The following is a 16,255-nucleotide window of genomic DNA, read 5'->3' on the forward strand; positions in this document are numbered from 1 at the left end:
GATCTACGGACCACCGCGCACGGTTACGCCGGCTGATCGCGGGATCGGTCGTGACGACCGAATAGTCCCCACCCGAGCCCACCGCGGCGTACGCGGGCCGTTCGCCGTCGCGACCTCGGAGGACGGAAACGAGACCGCGCACGCCGAAAGCGCCTTTGGCGGCGCGGTCTCCACACGGCAAGAGGATCTCGCTACGGTGGTGTCGATCTGGGAATCGATCCGGACCGACGCCTGCCCGTGGACACGTCGAGAGACCTGATCCGCCGAATCGCAGAGGAGCTCTGGAGAACATGAGCAACCTGGAGTGGCGCAAATCCAGCCGTAGCAACGACACCGGAGGAATGTGCGTCGAGGTGGCCCTGACGGACAAGCGGCAAGCCTGATCCTCGTCGGGTTCGGGCGACGCGCGGGGCGGAAAGGATGTGCGGATCGGGCGGGCGGTTGGCAGGGTGATGGTATGAACCACCAGCATGACGCCGTCTCCGGCTCGCCCGAGGGGACGGACTGGATCACCACGCCCATCACCGAGGAACTTCTGCGCGGCGCGCTCGACCTGGAGCGTACCGAGCATGGTGTGCTGCCGCACCGGCTGCCCGCCTGGGCCCGCGCCCAGGCCGCCGATGGGCAGGTGGCCATGGCGGAGGCGCAGCCCTCCGGCGTACGGGCGGTGTTCCGGACTCGGGCCACGGCGATCGAGCTGGACACGCTCCGCACCAAACCGGCCTACGAGGGCGCGCCGCCCCGCCCGGACGGCGTGTACGACCTGCTCGTCGACGGCCGGCTGGCCGGTCAGGCCAGTACGACCGGCGGGAACGTCCTGATGATGGACATGGCCACCGGGTCCGCCGAGACCAGGCCCGGCCCGGTGGGCACCGTCCGGTTCACCGGTCTGCCCGAGCGGATGAAGGACGTCGAGATCTGGCTGCCGTACAACGAGATCACCCAGGTGGTCGCCCTGCGCACCGACGCGCCCGTCGAGGCCGTGCCGCAGGGGGATCGCCGGGTGTGGCTGCACCACGGCAGTTCGATCAGCCACGGCTCGAACGCCGCGAGCCCTACCACGACCTGGCCCGCGCTGGCCGCCGCGCTGGGCGGCGTCGAGCTGGTCAACCTCGGCTTCGGCGGCAGCGCCATGCTCGATCCGTTCACCGCCCGCGTCCTGCGGGACACCCCGGCGGACCTGGTCAGCGTCAAGATCGGCATCAACCTGGTCAACGCCGACGTGATGCGGCTGCGCGCCTTCGCCCCGGCCGTGCACGGCTTCCTCGACACCATCCGCGAGGGGCATCCCACCACGCCGCTGCTGGTCGTCTCTGCGATCCTCTGCCCCATCCACGAGGACACCCCCGGCCCCAGCGCACCGGACTTCAGTGACCTCGGCTCGGGAGTGCTGCGGTTCAAGGCCGCAGGCGATCCCGCGGAGATCCCCTTCGGGAAGCTGACCCTGGGCGTCATCCGCGAGGAACTCTCCCGCATCGTCAAGCAGCGGGCGGCCGACGACCCGAACCTGTACTACCTCGACGGCCGCGACCTCTACGGCGAGGCGGACTTCGCCGAACTGCCGCTGCCCGACCGGTTGCACCCGGACGCCGCCACGCACCGCCGCATCGGCGAACGCTTCGCCGAGCGGGCCTTCGGCACCGGCGGACCGTTCGCCGCCCCACGCGCCTGACGTTCGTTCCCCGCTCCGCGGCCCCCGCCTTGGTGCGGGGGCCGCGCGCTCACAGGTCGTCGGGATCGGGCAGCGCCCGGCTCCAGGCGTCCTCGAAGCGGGAGACGTCGATCTCCATGGCGACGTACCGCGGGTCGTACAGGTCGATGGGCGGGTTGATCGGCCAGTTCGCGGAGTCGGTCCTGATCCCGGGGCCGTCGCCGGTGAGCGTGACCTGGCGGAGCCATCGCCCGTCGGGGCCGAACTCCACCAGGTACCGGGTGTCGTCCTCGTCCTCGCTCGGCATGTCGAGGTGGACGCGGTCCCGGCCGACCAGCGCTCCGTAGCCGGGCTCGTGCCGGTACGCCTCCCGCTTGTCCCGCAGGCCCGACAGGGCGGGGTCGGCCGAGAGCGCGTCGATGTCGACCTCGTCGAGTGACCAGGTCTCGGCCCGCGCGACGGCCTCCGGGTCGGTGATCACCTCGACCTCGGCGCAGGTGTCGATGATCTGCCGCGCCGACGAGGCGCGGATCCACCACCAGAGGCCGCCCATCCCGTAGTCGTGGAGGACCAGGTACCGGGACTTGGCCGGCGTGGGGGAGTCGGTCACGGCGCCAACACTACCGATCTTGAGCCGAGCGGCCGGCCAGGTGAAACCCCCGTACCGACGTGGTCGGCCGGACTCAGGCGGGGAACCTCGGACAGTGTGATCACGCGGGATGAGGCGTCGTCTGGAAGCGGCTGCGGAACTCGGTCAGCAGGGCGTCGGTGACCTCCGCCCCGGCCTGGACCTCGGCGTGCACCTGCCGGAAGTAGTCCTCGTAACCGGCCGGGGTGTACAGGCACAGACCCCGTGCGGGGACCTCTCCGGCGTTGCGGAAGCCGTGCGGGGTGCCGCGTACGGCCGCCAGCACGTGGCCGGGCCCGGCCGTGATCTCGCCCTCGCCGTCATGCAGGGTCAGTTCGCCGTCGAGGACGTAGAAGTACTCGTCGTGGCCATGATGGACGTGAGGGCGTGCGCCGATCACCCCCGGTCCCAGGGTGAACTCCTCGAAGGCGAACCGCCCGCCGGTGTGCGCCGCGGTGAGCCGGAACAGATGCTCGACGCCGGCCACCGGGATCAACTCTCCGTCGTCCGGCCGGCGCAGCAGCGGGCGGGCGGGCGGCTCCACGAAGTCGGTCATGATCACATCATCGACGACCGCGAGCGCCGAAGTCCCCCCGGGGCGGGCCCGCCACGCGCGCCCGGCCATCGCCGCCGCCCGCCACGCCTACGACGACAGCACGAAAGGAGGACGAACGCCCGCCGTCACGACGTCCGTCAGTGCCGGATGAATCCCTTGAAGACGTCGCCCTCCGTGGACAGGTAGTTGTCGCGGTAGTCGAAGCGCGGGCAGTCGGCGAACATGAGCTACCAGTACTTCATCTGCTCCGACCACCAGTAGCCGGAGGTCAGGTCGCCGAGCTTCGGGGGTGTCGTGGTGACGTCGGCGACGACGGTCCAGCCGTTCGCCACGCGGGAGAAGCGCTTCTGGGTGAGGTAGTAGTCGTACGCGCGCTCCCGGTAGACCTCCCTGCGCACGTGGTGCGCGGCTCGCCATCATCACCCTGCGTAGCTTGATCCGCCGCGTTGAGACGAAGGTCGTCACGCGCGACGAACTGGAAAAGGGGCTACACGCGGCCGTGGCGTTCAGTCTTCGTGACCTTGCGCCGCCGCTTCGAGCGGGCAGTCCAGCAGATATTCGTAAAGGTCGTGGGGCGTCGCCTTCCAGCCGCGGTCTTCGACGACCTTGTTCCAGGCCCGCATGACCTGTCGATGTTCGGCCCGGGCTGATCGGTCGCGGGTGAGGTCGCGCCGGTAGGCGGGAAGGTCCATCGTGGCGAGGTTCCACGAGTCGGGACCGCAAACCGTGTCCTCGCGGGTCGTCACCACGCCACGTTGAAGGCGCAGGGGAAAGGTGCTGCACACCAGCGGGCGGTGGGCGTAGACACCGCATCGGGCACGGCCGGAGGCGATCTCCATGAGGAACACGCAGGCGCCGGTCTCCGGTCTGCGTTGCAGGCAGACTTCCTTCGCGGGCCCGCCCGGCCGAAGGCGGAAGCCCTCCTTGTCGGTGTCCTTAAGCCTGAGGAAGTCGCTGGGATGCATGGCGGTTCCTTCGGCGAGCGCCCGCACGTCCCTGACGGTGATTCCGACGACGTACGAGCGGCAGCATTTGCCGGCGCAACCGGCACAGCCGGCGACATTGGCACCGCTGCCGTTCATGCCGTCACCTCCTCGGGCCACCCGGCGCCGGCCTCACGGGCGTACTGCGCCTCGAGCAGGTAGCGCTGGAAATCCTCGATGCCCAGTTCCTCATCGGACTCGGTGGCCAGCGCGTTCCACCGCGCCACGACCTCGAACCAATGGTCGCGATCGGCCGACCAGGTGCGCAGGGCTTCGGTCAGCGCCTCCTGGTCCAGATCCTCCAGCTTCCACTCCCGGCAGTCACATCCGGGCTCGGGACGTACCTCTGGAGCGCCGTCCTTCGTGGCGGCCGGGAAGATCCGGCATGAGGCCGGAGCGACATCTCCCAGGCCACAGCAGGTCGCGCCGCTGGGAGTACGGACTGAGAAGACGCACCCGTGCATGGCGTTGGCGAGCTTGAGGAAGACCCGGCGCCGACCTTTGTCAAGGACGATCCCGGTGGGGTCGCCGGCCACGGCGGGCGCGGTCTGCGTGAAATGCCACGGCTCCACGGCAAGCGTGCGGGAGATCCGGACGATGTCCGCCCCGGTGACCTGCCGGGCACCACGCGCACAGCGGGTCTTCGCCCGGCACGACTGCCATTGGGCCCGCACGCCCGGCGATTCATCCGACAGCACTGCCTCATCCCCCTCGCTACGGCGACACGGACCAACCCTTCTCCGGCATACGGAGCGGAACGCCTGACGGTTCAATCCAGCACGCTCGCCCGGGCGGACTTCGCCGCCGTCCTGGATCGGCGATGGCACGCCTTGGCGCGCGATCTCTAGAAACTGACCACGTCCGGCACCTCCCTGTTCTCGGCCTGCCTCCTGCCGCCGATGGGGCCGGCGAGGAGGATGACCAGGAGGGCCAGGACGCCGCCCGCGCCCGCCACCGCGAACGCCGCGTGGACGCCGCCCGCGTCGCTCGCCAGGCCGGCGAGGGCGGCGCCCACCGAGCTGCCGACCCCGAACGCCGTCACCAGCCAGGCGAACGCCTCCGTCACCGTGCCGCGCGGCGCCAGGTCGTCGACCAGCGTGAAGGTGCACGCCAGCACCGGTGCGAGGAACACGCCACTGGCCAGCGCCAGCACCGGCATCACGAGGAGCCCCGGCGCCCACGTCAGCGGGAGGTAACCGGCGGCGAGACCCCCCATCAGCAGCACCAGCCGCCGGTGCGCGGGCCCGGTGCGGGGCCGCAGCCCGTACGTGATCCCGCCGGTCAGCGCGCCGGCGGACATGAGCGCCAGCAGCAGCCCGGACGCGTACGAGGCGTGGCGCGCGTCGGCGTACGCGACCACCGCCACGCTGAACACTCCGAGCGACACGCCGACGCAGGTCAGAGAGATGATCAGAACGCGGATCCCGGGGGAGCGCAGCGGACCGGCCCAGTGCCCGCCGCCCTGCTCGCCGCGCCACACGCGTGAGGGCCGCGACGTCGTGACCACCAGCGTGCCCGCGACGCCCAGAGCGCCGGTGAGGAGCAGCGCCGCCTCCGTCGAGACGACGGTGGCGGCGATCACGAACATGGGGCCGAACGTGAACAGCAGCTCCTGGGCGGCGGCGTCCAGGGCGTACGCCGCCTGGACCTCGGCGGGGCCGTTCAGGACGGACGGCCAGAGCGCCCGCAGGCCCGCTTCGAGCGGCGGCGTGGCGAACCCGGCCAGGACGACCGCGGCCGTCGCGATCGCCGGCGATCGCACGTCGAACGCCGCCAGCAGCGCGAACCCCGCCGCGGCGGCCATCGCGGCGGAGGCCAGGATCCGGGGCTGGCCGTACCGGTCCATCGCGCGTCCGAGCACCGGCTGGCCCGCCGCCATGGCGAGGCCGTACACCGCCGACAGCACTCCGGAGAGGGTGTAGCCGCCGCCGTGCCCCCGGACGAACAGCACGATGGCCAGTGCGGCCATGCCGTTCGGCAGCCGGCCCAGGAGCGTGCCGCCGAGCAGCCGGGCAGCGTACGGCTTGCGCAGGAAGTCGAGGTAGGCGCGCATCGGATCCTTGTCATACGTATTACGGAGGCTTCCGTCATACGTATCACCGATCGGTTCGCAGGTCTAATCTTTTGCCGTGGACAAGAGACCGACCAGCCGAGACGTCGCCCGGGCCGCCGGGGTGTCCCAGTCGACCGTCTCGATCGTGCTGGCCGGGAAGGCGGAGGGCAGGGTCAAGCCCGAGACGCGCCAGGCGGTGCACGAGGCCGCGCGGCGTCTCGGCTACCGGCCCAATCTGGCCGCCCGCAATCTCCGGCTCGGTCGCACCCGTACGGTCCTGCTGGTCGTCCCGACCCTCACCGGCCCGGTCTTCGGCCCCATCTACGCGGGCGCCGCCGAGGTCGCCGCCGCCCGCGGCTTCGGTGTGGTGGTCCACCCCTGGCCGGACGACGCCGGTCCGGCGCGCAGCCACGTCGACACCCAGGCCATCGAGGGCGTTCTCGCCTCGTCCATCGTCGGCGGCGTCACCGACTTCGGCGACCTGCCCGTCGTCATGATGGACAGCGATCCGGCCGCTCCGGCGCCGACCATCAACTTCGACGTCGCGGGGGGCATGCGGGACATCGCCGGGCACCTGGCCGGGCTCGGCCACCGCAGGATCGGCCACCTGGCCGCCGCCGTCGACGCCTGGACGTTCCGCGTACGCGGCGAGGCGCTCGCCGACGCCTTTCCCGGCTCGCTCACCCGCGAGGCGACCCCGATCGACGTCGCGGCGGCCCGGCGGGCCGCGCTGGCGCTGCTGGACCGGCCCGACCGCCCGTCGGCCCTCGTCTGCGACGACGACCTCATCGCGGCGGGCGCGTACAAGGCGGCCCGGGCGCTGGGCCTGGACATCCCCGGCGACCTGTCCGTCACCGGCTTCGACGACGTCCTGCTGGCCACCGCCCTCGAACCCGAGCTGACGACCGTCCGGCTGCCCGCCGAACAGCTCGGCGCGGCGGCCATGACCGCCCTCCTGGAGCTCCTCGACGGCCGTCGCCCGCCCGGCCTCTCCCTGCCCGGCGAGCTCATCGCCCGCCAGTCCACCGCCCCACCGGCGGCCTGAACGGCGCCGGGGCCCGTGCCCCGACGGGGACACGGGCCCGCGTGGGGCCGGCCGTCAGAGGCGGGTCAGCCGCCACAGGCCGCGGCCGTGGGTGGCGACCAGGAGGGCCGAGCCGGACGGGTAGAGCGCCAGGTCGGCGGCGACGGCGTGCGGCAGGCCGCGGCCGAGCCGCGACCAGCGGGCCGGCGTCCGCGTGTCGGCGACGTAGACCAGATGGTCGGTGGCGAGGACGAGGTGACCGTGCCACACGACCAGGTCGTCACCGGGCACGTCGGGCAGGTCGCCGCTGATGTCGGTCCAGGTGGCGCCGCCGTTCCTCGACTCGTAGACGTGGCCGACGCCCGCGTCCGGGATCCAGTGGCGGGAGTAGCCGCTGAAGACCACGTAGACGTGGGCCGGGTCCGCCGGGTCCGTGGTGATGGCCGCGACGTACCGGTTCGGCAGGTTCGGCGCGTTGATCGTGTGCCAGGTGCCGCCGTAGTTCGTGGCCAGGCCGCGGACGAACCCGGTGCCCTCGTCGTCGAGCGGGTTGCAGGGCCCGCACCAGCCCGCGTAGCTCACCCCGTGGTTCGTCTCCACGGCCGTGATCGAGCTGCCGTCGCCGGCGTCGAACACCGCCTTCCAGTCGCAGGTCGCTCCGGCGCAGACCGTGTCGAAGCCCTTCGCCGACTCCCACACGTAGCGGCCGCCCGTGATCCAGTGGTTCAGGTCGGTCGCGTCGTGCTCGAAGGGCGCGATGAACCGCGGGCTCGGGTCGCAGCCGGGAAGCGTGGAGTTCCACTCGCAGGCGGGCGAGATCAGCCGGAACGACGGCGTGGTGCCGTCCGACCGCCCGCCGTTCGCGGTGACCGCGATCGAGGCGTCGGTGTACTCCACCGCGGCGCGGTCGGAGCTGTTCGGGTCGACCAGGACGTCGCCGCCGTCACCGCCGAACGGGGAGACCATCGCCGGGGAACGGCCCGGCAGCAGGCTGGTGCCGTTGTCCTGCAGCCCGCCCCAGATCCCGGTGCCGCCCTGCGGGTCGTGGCCGGTCTCGGCGTAGTAGTACTGCAGGGTGTGCAGGTCGCGGTTCAGGTCGGTCCACCCGGCCACGGTGCCCAGGGACGTCGGGCGCGACCACACGCCGCCGTCGTTGCCGACGTACAGGGTGCCGTCGCCGCCGATGGCGATGCCGTGCTGGTCGGGGTGGGTGGTGAACGGGCACTTGTCCGGCCCGCCCGGCGTGTAGCACTGCGGTAGGAGGTTCCAGTACGGGCCGATGGCGTGCCAGGTCCGCCCGCCGTCGCGGGTCTCGAAGACCTCCTCCAGGCCGAGGTAGACGTGCTGGGGGTCGGCCGGGTCGACGCGGATGTACTCGTCGTACCAGGCCTGGATGCCCGGCTCGTACGTCGAGGGGAAGGTCAGCGCGGAGCCCGACCGCGCGAGCACGGCGGCGTCGGCGACCTGCGTCCAGGGGCCGTTCGGGTCGCCGTTCGCCGACTTGTACACGCCCTTGAGCGCGGTGCTCTGCGCGGGGGCGGGCGGTCCGTCGTTGGTGTAGTCCGGCGACTGGATCACCGCGTACAGCGCGTCGCCTTTGGGCGTGTAGGACAGGCTCGTCCGGCCGACGTCGGAGTCGTCGAGACCGGCCGGGGCGATCCGCGTGAAGCTGCCCGCCGCCCCGCCCTTGTCCGACAGGTAGAAGCCGTTGTACTGCGAGCCGCCGCGCCAGCCGAGGACGGCGAGGACGCTCTGCCCGCCGCTGCCGGGCCGGATCGCCACATCGGTGATGAACGACGTCTGGTACGGCGAGTCGGTCGGGTTCGGGTCGGGCTTGAGGACGAGCCGCCAGGGCGTGCCGGCCGGGTCCTGCCGGCCGCGGCGCCACAGGCCCCGGCTCGTGGCCGCGAAGACGTAGCGGTCGCTCGCGGTGATGGTGAAGGTCAGGCCGTTGCGCAGCTCGGCCCCGCCGACCTGCCGGAAGGTGCGGCCGTGGTCGGTGGAGCGCCAGACGCCCTGGCCCGCGTACGAGTCGGAACTGGTGTTGGCCTCCCCGGTACCGACCCACAGCGAGTGGTCCGCCGGGTCCACCCACAGCGCGCCGATCGAGGACGTCACCTCGTGCTGGAACGTCGGGCTCCAGTGCCGGCCGCCGTCGCGGGAGGTCCACACGCCGCCGTCGGCGAACCCCGCGTACAGCCATCCGCCGTCGGTCGCCAGCGCGGTGTTCCGGCCGGACACGAGGCCCCAGCCCGCGCCGTAGTTCGACCAGACCGGATCGGCGTAACCGGCGGCGTCGTTGTCGTACGGGCCGGTCGTCACCTGCGCCCAGGTGCCACCCCGGACGGGCAGCCTGCCGGCCTGCGCGGCCGCCTCGCCGAGCGCGGCGCCGGGGACCTGGAGTCCCGGAGAGGTCCGGGCCTCCGACCACTGCGCGCTGCCTTCGAGCACTTCGCTGCCGGACTCGGCCTCCCGGTCCGTGGCGGCGGTGCGCTCGCGCGTCTTCTGCAGCCGGTGGTTGGCGTCGAACTGGCGGCGAGCCGAGGCGGGCGGGGTGGGTTTCGGCGAGGGTGCGGCGAGCGCGGGCACCGCGCCGCCGACGAGCGTCGCGGCTGCGGCGAGCGAGATGAGCAGACGTCTTTGTCGCATCATGGACCTTCCACGTGAAGATCAGAGCCACGCGGAGCGTAGAACCGCGCTTTTCTGTGCGGAAGGCGCTAAAGCAGACCACGATCGGCCAATTCCGGCACCGCCGCCTCGGCGGCCCGGTGTTGCTGGAACCGGGTGGTCGCGGAGGGCCGGTCCTGTTGACCAGGCCTCGGCGGCCGCCCGGCCGCGGACCTATCGCGGCAGATCGTCGAGGTCGATGTCGATCGGGAAGGGCACGGGCACGCTCAGCTTGCCGTGGTGGATGCCGGTCAGGGCGTACGTCGCGGTCGCCGGGTCCAGTTCGTACACGTAGACGACCGGTCTGCCGTCGCTCTCCTCCACCCGCCAGAAGTGCGCGATCCCCGCCTCCGCGTAGCGCGCCGGCTTCAGCTTCCGGTCCCGCTCCTCCGACTCGGGCGACACCACCTCGACGACCAGATGCACCTCGGCAGGCGTGTAGAAGGTCCGGTCCATGTCATCCGCCGCGGCGGCGTCGATGACGAGCACGTCCGGGCACGGGCGCATGCGATGTCCGAGCTTGACGTCCATCTCCAGCAGCGCGGCCAGATCGTCCGGCACCTGGTCGTTGAGGCTGTTGGTCAGCCCGCGGATCACTCGCTCGTGGAAGCGTTTCTGGGGGGACATGAAGACGAGGGCTCCATCGATGAGCTCGACGTGCTCGAAGAAGTCGGGTTCGCCGTTCGGCCCGTCGGAGGGCAGACGGTCCATGTCGTCGGCGGTCCATCCCCACGGGGGAGGGGACGGCCAGTACTCCAGTGCGCTGGTCACGTCGTGCATGCTAGATCCATCCCCGTCGCGGTGTGTGCTCATTCGCATCTTCTCGGTAACCGACTTCCGTCCTCACTTCATTCTCGGGCAGGACGGCTCGCCAGGGATAGGCGGTCGGCTGGGCTCGATGTCCGGCGGGCCGGAGCGGCGGGGCAGACTGGCGGCCATGAGTTACGTGGCCGCCGAGAACAGGTATGACCAGATTCCCTACCGCCGTACGGGACGCAGCGGGCTGAAGCTGCCCGCCGTGTCCCTGGGGCTGTGGCACAACTTCGGAGACGACAAGCCCCTGGAGACCCAGCGGGCGATCCTGCGCCGTGCGTTCGACCTGGGCGTCACCCACTTCGATCTCGCGAACAACTACGGCCCGCCGTACGGCTCCGCCGAGACCAACTTCGGGCGGATCTTCCGGGAGGACTTCCGGCCGTACCGTGACGAGTTGGTCTTGTCGACAAAGGCGGGTTACGACATGTGGCCCGGGCCGTACGGCGAGTGGGGTTCGCGGAAGTACCTGCTGGCCAGCCTCGACCAGTCGCTCGCCCGGATGGGCGTGGACTACGTCGACATCTTCTACAGCCACCGGTTCGACCCGGAGACGCCGCTCGAGGAGACGATGGGCGCGCTCGACCACGCCGTACGGTCGGGCAAGGCGCTGTACGCCGGCATCTCCTCCTACTCGCCGGAGCGCACCGCCGAGGCCGCCGCGATCCTGCGCGAGATGGGCACGCCGCTGCTGATCCACCAGCCGTCGTACTCCATGCTGAACCGCTGGATCGAGGGCGGCCTGCTGGACACGCTGGAACAGGAGGGCGCCGGCTGCATCGCGTTCTCGCCGCTGGCGCAGGGCATGCTGACCGACAAGTACCTGAACGGCGTCCCCGAGGGATCGCGGGCCAGCCAGGGCAAGTCGCTGTCGCCGGACCTGCTCACCGAGGAGACCCTCCGGCACGTCCGCACGCTCGACGCGATGGCCAAGGAACGCGGCCAGACGCTGGCCCAGATGGCCATCGCCTGGACGCTGCGGGACCAGCGGGTCACGTCCGCGCTGATCGGGGCCAGCAGCGTGGCGCAGCTGGAGGACAGCCTCGGCGCGCTCGCCCGGCTGGACTTCACCGACGAGGAGCTCGCCGCGATCGACAGCGACGCGGTCGAGGCCGGCATCAACCTCTGGGCCGCCTCCAGCGCCCACTAGTCCTCACACGGCGATCAGGAGGGTGGCCGCGCCCGCGCCGATGAGCGCGGCCGCCCACAGCCGGTCCAGGTTGAACCAGGCGTGGCGCAGGATGGCCAGGCCGACGACCTCGTACACGATGACGGCGATCGTGCCGGCGACGACGAACATGGCGAGCGTGTGCACGCCCGTCACGAACACCGCTGCCATCACCGCGCTGCCCGCCCCCGACGCCATGCCGTGGGAGTGGCCGGGCACGGTGACCGCGCCGTGGGTCAGCACGGGCAGCAGCATGAGCCCGGCCCCGTGCGCCGACGACATCAGGAACGACCAGCAGGCCAGTTGCCACAGCGACAGCCGCATCCCCACCCAGCGAAAGTGCCGGCTGGACAGCAGCCGCCACAGGCCGAACCCGACCAGCACGACACCGCCGCCGATCGACACGATCCGGGAGGTCAGCACCGACCCGGTGAGCGTGACCACGGCCGCGATCACGAACACCGACGCGGCGTGCCCGGCGGCGATCGCGGGCAGCGACTGCAGCACCAGGGCCCGGGACCGCTCCTGCAGCCCACGGGCCACGGCGAACAGCCAGCCCATGCCGGGGTTCAGCCCGTGGAAGGCGCCGAGGGCGACCAGGGCCACGAGCGAACCATCGTTCATGGTCACGGGTAGCAGTACGAGTCGGAGGACGCGTCCCCGCCCTGGAGGCGGGTCTGGTGCGGGCGCAGCCCGCGGAAGTCGTCGCCGTGCGGGAAGAACCTCTCGTCGAGGGTGAACCCGTCGGCCGAGTCGATCTTGGCCGCCCACGCGCCGACGCCGTCCGGGTAGAACTGGTCGTCCCAGGAGCCGTACAGCGAGTTCGTGACGTAGACCCGCCTGCCGTCCCGGCTCACCTCGACCATCTGCGGGCCGCCGGCGAGCGGGAGGTCGGGCGCCGCCGGGTGCGGGGCGCGGCGCACGATCCCGCCGATCCGCACCGATCCGGCCTCCACCGCGTTGAACGGGTCGGACACGTCGTAGCGTTTGAGCTCGCCGGTGCCCCAGCAGGAGACGTACAGGTAGCGGTCGTCCACCGACAGGTCGATGTCGGTGACGAGCGGCGGCACCGCCCCGAACGGCGCGATCACCGGCGGCAGGTCTTTCGCCTCCGCGGGCTCGGCAGGGATCGTGATGACCTTGCGGGCCTTGAACTCGCCGTCCTCGCGGTACCAGACCCAGACCGAGGCGGACAGGTCCTCGACGCTGACGACGACGCCGGCGAAACCGTACGTTCTGGTCGGGTCGTGCGCGGGCCGCAGCTCGAGGACCATCTGGTGCTCGTCGCCGAGGTCCACCGTCTGGACGTGGCGACGCTTGCGCAGGTCCCAGAAGTGCAGGGCGTGGCCGTACTTGCGGCCGAGCAGCAGCTCCGCGTTCACGCCGTCCTCGATCATCGACGGCGTGCCCCACTCGGACGTGACCATGACGTCCTGCGTCAGGTGCCACCAGAAGTCGTACGCGAGGTGCTGCGGACCCCGGTCGGCCTCCCAGGCCCCCACCACCTCGAACGAGTCATGGTCGAGCACCGCGATGCCGCCCGGACCATCGTGACCGTTCGCGCCGCCCAGCGCCGAGACGTACAGCCCGTCGGGGCCGCAGTGCACCGTGTGCGGCCGGGAGTAGCCGGCGCGCCCGGCCAGCTCCTCCGGCTCGATGACCTTGACGACCGACGGCTTTCCGGGGTCGTCCTTGACGTCGAGGATGTAGATCCGGGAGGAGCGCAGGCCCGGCACGACGAGGTATCGCCGCTCGACGTGGGGATGCGGGGCGTTCGGGCACAGGGCGCTGCTGCAGGCGTTCCACCCGAAGTGGTGCAGCTCATCACCGGTGTAGGGCAGGTCCGTCCAGCCCACCACCGAGCCGTACGAGGTGGAGTCCGGATCGACGTCGACGACCGCGATCGCGTCGGGGCGCTGGGCCGACCGGTCGAACGCGGCGATGTACGCGAGTGTCTCGGGCGGGGCGTTCACCGCTTCCCGGGGCGACGGATAGAAGGTCGGATCCGGTCTCCACAGAGCCATGTCACGCTCCTTCGGACGGCGATGCCGTCACTCACCGTGCAGGCGCTCTTACGGATTCATCCTCCCTGAAGTTCCCTAGCGGATCAATGGAGAATTCGGCGGCGTCCGAGGCCGTGGCCTGGGTGCCGGCCCTGAGTGGCGCTGTTGAAGCAGTGAGCCGAACGAGGTTCTGGAGACGCTAACGCACCCGGGTGACGAGACAGCGCGGCCGATGCTGGCAAAATCAGCTCGTGTGACCGACCTCGTGCAGCTGCTCACCCCCGAGGGGGAGCGGATCGACCATCCCGGGTATCCCTTCGAGATCAGTGCGGAGGAGGCCCGGGCCCTGTTCCGCGACATGACGCTTGTACGGCGGCTCGACCTCGAGGCCATGGCGCTGCAGCGGCAGGGCGAGCTGGGCCTGTGGGCGCCGCTCCTCGGGCAGGAGGCGGCGCAGATCGGCACCGCCCGTGCCCTGCGGCCGGAGGACTTCGTCTTCCCCAGCTACCGCGAGCACGGCATCGCGTACAGCCGTGGGGTTCCGCCGTCGAACCTCCTGGAGCTGTGGCGGTGCACCTCCTACAGCGGCTGGGACACCGAGAAGTTCCGGATGATGGGGTACACCCTGGTCATCGGCGCCCAGGCGCTGCACGCCGTCGGGTACGCCATGGGCGCGCAGCGCGACGGGGCGGCCGAGGCGGTGCTGGCCTGCTTCGGCGACGGCGCGACCAGCCAGGGCGACGTCAACGAGGCGTTCGTGTGGGCGGCCACGCAGAACGCACCCGTCGTGTTCCTCTGCCAGAACAACCACTGGGCGATCTCCGCGCCGTTGGAGACGCAGGCCCGGGTGCCGATCTACCGCCGCGCGGCGGGCTTCGGCTTTCCCGGCGTGCGGGTCGACGGCAACGACGTGTTCGCCTGCCTGGCCGTCGCCCGTACGGCGCTGGAGCGCGCGCGGGCCGGGGAGGGGCCGACACTCATCGAGGCCGACACCTACCGGATGAGCGCGCACACGAGCTCGGACGACCCGAAGCGCTACCGCGCCGACGCCGAGGTCGAGGAATGGCGGCTCAAGGACCCGCTCGAGCGGGTCCGCGCCTACCTGACCAAGAATGAACTGGCCGACGCGGACTTCTTCGAGGCGCTTGACGCCGAGGCGGACGAGCTCGGCGCCCGCGTCCGCGCCGAATGCCGGGCGCTGCCGGATCCGGACCCGCGGGAGATGTTCGACCACGTGTACGCCGACGTGCACGCGCAACTGGCCGAAGAACGCGCGGCTTTCCTCGCCTATCTCGACACGTTCGCCGACTGACGGGGAATGATGGAGCCGAACGCCGCACGTGGCGGGCGCGCCGCCGGCCGATCATCCGGTCGGGGGAGGGGGGACGCCGCCCCGCGCAGGCCGTTCGTCTACGATTTTTGCGTCTCGGCATCCGCGGTGGTGACCGTGCCGTAGACGGCCCGCACCGCCGCCACTCCAAGGAGAAGCGTTGAGCAGCCCGAGTACCAAAGACAACCTGGATCTCGCCGAGCACGCGCGGGATCTGGCCGATCGCGCGCCGGCCGGATCGCTGGAGAAGGCCGCCGCCGGGTCCGTCGCGGTCACCTGTGCGACCACCCGTGACGTCGAGCAGGCGCGGACCGTCCTGGGCGGCGTCGTCCCGGCCGACGTACGCCAGGCGGCGATCGCCCTGCTCGAACGGCTCGCCGCCGACCAGGCCTGATCGCTCGGCGGAGGCCGGCGGCGCGATCCCGCCGGCCTGCCCGATCGCCCGGCGGAGGCCGGCGGCGTGATCCCGCCGACCCGGGCCGATCGGCCGGCGTCATCCGCCGGTTCTGGTTGATCGTTCAGCGGAAGTCGGCGGCGTGATCCGCCGCCCACTGAGCGAACGTGCGGGCCGGCCTGCCCATGATCCGCGCCACGTCCGGTGACGCCTCCGCCGGACGGCCGACCGCGTCGGCGAACATCCGCAGCAGGGCGTCCGCGACCGACGGCGGCACGTGCCCGCCGATCATCTCCGCGCGCGCCGCGTCCGGCGTGAGCTCCTCGAAGCGCACCGGCCGGCCGATCGCCTCACCGATGACGCGGGCCTGGTCGATCTGGGACAGCGACTCCGGGCCCGTCAGCACCGGCGCGGTCCCGACGAGGTCGTCGCCGAGCAGCGCTCGGGCCGCGACCTCCGCGATGTCCCTCTCGTGGACCGGGTTCACCTGCGCGGCGCCGTACGGCGCCCGGACGACGCCCTGCGAGCGGATCGTGCGGGCCCACGGCAGCGTGTTCGACGCGAACGCGCCCGGCCGCAGGAACACCCACTCCAGGCCGGACTCCTCGACGGCCCGCTCGAAGTCCCGGTGCGTCACCGCGATCCAGTTGTCCGCGTCGCCGTCGAGGGCGGCCTGCGACGACAGCACCACGACCCGGCGCACGCCGTGGTCCACGGCCCTCGTCAGCAGCGGACCGGCCCCGCCCCAGGCGACGGCGGGGTGGAGGAACATCGCCGTGACGCCGTCCATCGGCAGGTCCTCGGTCGCGGCGACCTCGACCCCTTCCGGGAACCCGGCGTCGGCGGGCCGGCGGGTCAGCGCGCGGACGGGGGCTCCCGCGGCGAGCAGGGCGCTCACCAGGGGACGGCCGACGTTGCCGGTGGCACCGGTGATCAGGAACATGGCTTCCTACCTCCTCGCGGATTCGGCTGACGCGGCCTGGAG

Annotated in this window: 18 protein-coding genes; 7 read left to right on the forward strand and 11 right to left on the reverse strand. The window is 71.7% G+C overall.

What is annotated here, in order from left to right; all coding sequences use genetic code 11:
- Positions 1-61 precede the first annotated feature (61 nt).
- From AB0L00_RS14350 to AB0L00_RS14360, 3 genes are all read left to right on the forward strand, one after another.
- The gene (locus AB0L00_RS14350) at positions 62-259 is read left to right on the forward strand and encodes a Scr1 family TA system antitoxin-like transcriptional regulator (protein WP_364433255.1); all 198 of its coding nucleotides are present in this window, start codon (positions 62-64) and stop codon (positions 257-259) included.
- 31 nt (positions 260-290) lie between these two features.
- Positions 291-383 (forward strand): DUF397 domain-containing protein, encoded by a 93-nt coding sequence (locus tag AB0L00_RS14355; protein ID WP_364433089.1) that lies wholly within the window; start codon positions 291-293, stop codon positions 381-383.
- A 74-nt stretch (positions 384-457) separates the two neighbouring features.
- Entirely contained in the window at positions 458-1,672 is a 1,215-nt protein-coding gene (locus tag AB0L00_RS14360) for a GDSL-type esterase/lipase family protein (protein WP_364433092.1), read from the forward strand.
- A 49-nt stretch (positions 1,673-1,721) separates the two neighbouring features.
- Here the strand turns inward: AB0L00_RS14360 and AB0L00_RS14365 are convergent, their stop codons facing one another.
- From AB0L00_RS14365 to AB0L00_RS14390, 6 genes are all read right to left on the reverse strand, one after another.
- Positions 1,722-2,261, reverse strand: a complete 540-nt coding sequence (locus AB0L00_RS14365; RefSeq protein ID WP_364433095.1) for a hypothetical protein — start codon at positions 2,259-2,261, stop codon at positions 1,722-1,724.
- A 100-nt stretch (positions 2,262-2,361) separates the two neighbouring features.
- The gene (locus AB0L00_RS14370) at positions 2,362-2,835 is read right to left on the reverse strand and encodes a cupin domain-containing protein (protein WP_364433097.1); all 474 of its coding nucleotides are present in this window, start codon (positions 2,833-2,835) and stop codon (positions 2,362-2,364) included.
- Positions 2,836-3,062: 227 nt separating this feature from the next.
- Positions 3,063-3,233, reverse strand: coding sequence for a glycoside hydrolase family 47 protein (locus AB0L00_RS14375; RefSeq protein WP_364433100.1), 171 nt, complete (start codon positions 3,231-3,233; stop codon positions 3,063-3,065).
- Positions 3,234-3,341: 108 nt separating this feature from the next.
- The gene (locus tag AB0L00_RS14380; RefSeq protein WP_364433102.1) at positions 3,342-3,917 is read right to left on the reverse strand and encodes a YkgJ family cysteine cluster protein; all 576 of its coding nucleotides are present in this window, start codon (positions 3,915-3,917) and stop codon (positions 3,342-3,344) included.
- A complete protein-coding gene (locus AB0L00_RS14385; RefSeq protein WP_364433105.1) occupies positions 3,914-4,516 on the reverse strand; it encodes a hypothetical protein in 603 nt (200 codons plus the stop codon). Before AB0L00_RS14385 ends, AB0L00_RS14380 begins: the two co-directional genes overlap by 4 nt.
- A 146-nt stretch (positions 4,517-4,662) precedes the next feature.
- A complete protein-coding gene (locus tag AB0L00_RS14390) occupies positions 4,663-5,871 on the reverse strand; it encodes an MFS transporter (RefSeq protein WP_364433107.1) in 1,209 nt (402 codons plus the stop codon).
- A 76-nt stretch (positions 5,872-5,947) separates the two neighbouring features.
- Here AB0L00_RS14390 and AB0L00_RS14395 point away from each other — a divergent pair, with 76 nt between their 5' ends.
- Positions 5,948-6,916 (forward strand): LacI family DNA-binding transcriptional regulator, encoded by a 969-nt coding sequence (locus AB0L00_RS14395; RefSeq protein WP_364433110.1) that lies wholly within the window; start codon positions 5,948-5,950, stop codon positions 6,914-6,916.
- A 54-nt stretch (positions 6,917-6,970) separates the two neighbouring features.
- Here AB0L00_RS14395 and AB0L00_RS14400 read toward each other — a convergent pair whose 3' ends face one another.
- Entirely contained in the window at positions 6,971-9,544 is a 2,574-nt protein-coding gene (locus AB0L00_RS14400; protein WP_364433113.1) for a hypothetical protein, read from the reverse strand.
- 192 nt (positions 9,545-9,736) lie between these two features.
- Positions 9,737-10,342, reverse strand: coding sequence for a Uma2 family endonuclease (locus tag AB0L00_RS14405; RefSeq protein WP_364433116.1), 606 nt, complete (start codon positions 10,340-10,342; stop codon positions 9,737-9,739).
- Between the two features lie 157 nt (positions 10,343-10,499).
- On the opposite strand from AB0L00_RS14405, the gene mgrA reads away from it, so the two are divergent.
- A complete protein-coding gene (gene mgrA, locus AB0L00_RS14410) occupies positions 10,500-11,525 on the forward strand; it encodes an L-glyceraldehyde 3-phosphate reductase (RefSeq protein ID WP_364433119.1) in 1,026 nt (341 codons plus the stop codon).
- 3 nt (positions 11,526-11,528) lie between these two features.
- On the opposite strand, the gene AB0L00_RS14415 is transcribed toward mgrA, so the two are convergent.
- Together AB0L00_RS14415 and AB0L00_RS14420 are read right to left on the reverse strand one after the other, a co-directional pair.
- Positions 11,529-12,167, reverse strand: coding sequence for a hypothetical protein (locus AB0L00_RS14415; protein WP_364433258.1), 639 nt, complete (start codon positions 12,165-12,167; stop codon positions 11,529-11,531).
- 2 nt (positions 12,168-12,169) lie between these two features.
- Positions 12,170-13,567 carry a selenium-binding family protein gene (locus AB0L00_RS14420; RefSeq protein ID WP_364433122.1) on the reverse strand — a complete coding sequence of 466 codons (1,398 nt, stop codon included), beginning with the start codon at positions 13,565-13,567 and terminating at the stop codon, positions 12,170-12,172.
- 232 nt (positions 13,568-13,799) lie between these two features.
- Between AB0L00_RS14420 and pdhA the strand changes: the two genes are divergently transcribed.
- Both pdhA and AB0L00_RS14430 read left to right on the forward strand, forming a co-directional pair.
- Positions 13,800-14,858 (forward strand): pyruvate dehydrogenase (acetyl-transferring) E1 component subunit alpha, encoded by a 1,059-nt coding sequence (gene pdhA, locus AB0L00_RS14425; RefSeq protein WP_364433125.1) that lies wholly within the window; start codon positions 13,800-13,802, stop codon positions 14,856-14,858.
- A 178-nt stretch (positions 14,859-15,036) separates the two neighbouring features.
- Positions 15,037-15,270 carry a hypothetical protein gene (locus AB0L00_RS14430; RefSeq protein WP_345364706.1) on the forward strand — a complete coding sequence of 78 codons (234 nt, stop codon included), beginning with the start codon at positions 15,037-15,039 and terminating at the stop codon, positions 15,268-15,270.
- Between the two features lie 124 nt (positions 15,271-15,394).
- Here AB0L00_RS14430 and AB0L00_RS14435 read toward each other — a convergent pair whose 3' ends face one another.
- Positions 15,395-16,213: an NAD(P)H-binding protein gene (locus AB0L00_RS14435; protein WP_364433128.1), complete on the reverse strand. Its 819-nt coding sequence runs from the start codon at positions 16,211-16,213 to the stop codon at positions 15,395-15,397.
- Positions 16,214-16,255: the final 42 nt, after the last annotated feature.

The organism is Actinoallomurus sp. NPDC052308 (assembly GCF_040679195.1).
Taxonomy (GTDB): Bacteria; Actinomycetota; Actinomycetes; order Streptosporangiales; family Streptosporangiaceae; genus Actinoallomurus; species Actinoallomurus liliacearum.

What these genes read in the sequence shown, in the direction of transcription:
- AB0L00_RS14355 (WP_364433089.1), top strand. Translation starts at nt 291, where the DNA reads ATGAGCAACCTGGAGTGGCGCAAATCCAGCCGTAGCAACGACACCGGA.
- AB0L00_RS14360 (WP_364433092.1), top strand. Translation starts at nt 458, where the DNA reads ATGAACCACCAGCATGACGCCGTCTCCGGCTCGCCCGAGGGGACGGAC.
- AB0L00_RS14370 (WP_364433097.1), bottom strand. Translation starts at nt 2,835, where the DNA reads ATGACCGACTTCGTGGAGCCGCCCGCCCGCCCGCTGCTGCGCCGGCCG.
- AB0L00_RS14380 (WP_364433102.1), bottom strand. Translation starts at nt 3,917, where the DNA reads ATGAACGGCAGCGGTGCCAATGTCGCCGGCTGTGCCGGTTGCGCCGGC.
- AB0L00_RS14390 (WP_364433107.1), bottom strand. Translation starts at nt 5,871, where the DNA reads ATGCGCGCCTACCTCGACTTCCTGCGCAAGCCGTACGCTGCCCGGCTG.
- AB0L00_RS14400 (WP_364433113.1), bottom strand. Translation starts at nt 9,544, where the DNA reads ATGCGACAAAGACGTCTGCTCATCTCGCTCGCCGCAGCCGCGACGCTC.
- AB0L00_RS14405 (WP_364433116.1), bottom strand. Translation starts at nt 10,342, where the DNA reads ATGCACGACGTGACCAGCGCACTGGAGTACTGGCCGTCCCCTCCCCCG.
- mgrA (WP_364433119.1), top strand. Translation starts at nt 10,500, where the DNA reads ATGAGTTACGTGGCCGCCGAGAACAGGTATGACCAGATTCCCTACCGC.
- AB0L00_RS14415 (WP_364433258.1), bottom strand. Translation starts at nt 12,167, where the DNA reads ATGAACGATGGTTCGCTCGTGGCCCTGGTCGCCCTCGGCGCCTTCCAC.
- AB0L00_RS14420 (WP_364433122.1), bottom strand. Translation starts at nt 13,567, where the DNA reads ATGGCTCTGTGGAGACCGGATCCGACCTTCTATCCGTCGCCCCGGGAA.
- AB0L00_RS14435 (WP_364433128.1), bottom strand. Translation starts at nt 16,213, where the DNA reads ATGTTCCTGATCACCGGTGCCACCGGCAACGTCGGCCGTCCCCTGGTG.